General features: G+C 74.3%; 1 protein-coding gene and 1 pseudogene. Both read right to left on the reverse strand.

The annotated features are described in order from the left end of the window. Nucleotides 1-759: pseudogene (locus tag HW445_RS29190) on the reverse strand (hypothetical protein); the annotation flags it as partial. A gap of 50 nt (nucleotides 760-809) precedes the next feature. Next, nucleotides 810-1,541 (reverse strand): ABC transporter ATP-binding protein, encoded by a 732-nt coding sequence (locus tag HW445_RS29195; RefSeq protein ID WP_308800123.1) that lies wholly within the window; start codon nucleotides 1,539-1,541, stop codon nucleotides 810-812. Between the last annotated feature and the right edge of the window lie 344 nt (nucleotides 1,542-1,885).

Raw genomic sequence — 1,885 nt, forward strand, 5'->3', positions numbered from 1 at the left:
CAGAACGCCGGCGACCACCAGACCCACCAGCGGCAGCGTGACGGCACCCGCCCCGGCGCCGTCCCGCGCGGCGACGACGGCCCGGTGGCCCCACCCGGTGGGCAGGGAGAACAGCACCTCCACCACCCGCGCCGGCACCTGCCCGACGGACGGCGTGACCAGCGTGGTGTCCCCGTCGTCGAGGCGCGGCAGCAGCCACGCCGCGAGGGGCACCCATCCCGAGAACGACACCGCGAGCATGACCGCCGTCTGGGCCCCCGCCAGGGTCGTCCCGGCACGGGTCTGCAACAGACGGGCCGCCAGGGCCGCCACCGCCTTCCCGGCCCATGCCAGGAAGTAGAGCTGTGCCACGGCGGCCGCCCCGGCGACCGCGGTCACCGCCGCCCCGCCCGGAGCGGCCAGTACCACCAGGGAGGACAGGCACACCGCCGTGACGAGGGGGCCCACACCGAACAGTTCGGTCCACGACAGCGCCCCGGCCAGCCGCCACGGCCGGACGGGGTAACCCCGCAGCCACTCGCGGGAGATGACCGAGGGGTCGTGCCGGGGCTGGGCCAGCGGCCCGAACAGCCACGCGCCGCCCCAGACGGTGAGGGCCACCGCGATCCAGCCCTCGTGCACCGTGCCCCGTGCCGACATCGCGGCGGCCCAGACCACCGCCGCGGCCAGAGCCAGTCCACCGACCAGGCCGAACCCCCGTTCGTCGTGCGGGCCGTTGCGGAAGAGCCGCAGCTTGAGCCCGAACAGCGCGCGCGTCACCCCCGGCCGCCTGGTGACCCCTCGCGTCCGCGCGACCCCGGCCGGCCGTGTCACGAGAGCCACTTCAGCGGGCGGACCGGGTCGGCGCCCACCAGCTCCACGAACCGCTCGTTCAGCGTCCGCCCCGCCGCGACCTCCTCCACCGGCCCCTCGGCCAGCAGCCGTCCGCCGACCACCACCGCCACCCGGCGGCAGTTGCGCTCCACGAAGTCCATGATGTGGCTCGACATGACCACCGTCCCGCCCCCGTCGACGTACTGCCGCAGCACGCGTTCGATGCTGTGCGCGGACACCGGGTCGATGGCCTCGAACGGCTCGTCCAGCACCAGTACGCGCGGCCGGTGCAGCAGGGCGAGCGCCAGGTTGATCTTCTTGCGCATGCCGGTGGAGTACTCCACGACCAGCGTCCGCGGGACCGCGGCCAGCCCGAGGACCTCCAGCAGGTCCTCGGCCCGGTCGCGCCAGCCGTCGTCCAGACCGCGCAGCCCCGCGCCGTAGCGCAGCACCTCGGCGGCGGTCAGCCGCTCGGGCAGCGACAGGCCGTCCATCATCACCCCGAGCTGGGCGAGGGCGGCCTCCCGGTCGGTCCGCAGATCGTGACCGGCGATCCTGACCGTTCCCGACGTCGGCTCCCGCAGTCCGCACACGGCGGTCAGCGTGGTCGTCTTGCCGGCGCCGTTGGGGCCGACGATGCCGTAGAACATTCCCGACGGAATGGTCAGGCTGAGCCGGTCGACGGCCGGTACGGAACCGAAGCGCTGGGTCAGGTCCGTGATCTCCACGGCGGGCACGGAACCGGGAGCGACACCGGGATCAGGCACGGGCTCGGGCACGGCGTTCGCGTGAGGCACGGACAGGGCTTCCCTCGTCGGATCTGGTGGGCACAGGCCCAACTGATCATCCCGCAGGCGCGGTTGGGCGCCAAGCCGTTTCTCCGCCGATCATCCTCCGGCATGGTTCGCCCGGTCCTGCGGTTCCGTGCGCCCACAGTCCTGGGAAGGGTCACGGTCCTGGGAGGGGTCACAGTCCTGGGAGGGGTCACGGTCCTGGGAGGGGTCACGCCCCGGCCGCCGCCCGCTCTCCTCAGCCCCGGGCGGTGCGGGGGCCGGTGACGTCGGCGCCGAGG

It is taken from the genome of Streptomyces sp. UH6, assembly GCF_013421635.1.
In the GTDB taxonomy this organism is placed as follows: domain Bacteria; phylum Actinomycetota; class Actinomycetes; order Streptomycetales; family Streptomycetaceae; genus Streptomyces; species Streptomyces abyssomicinicus.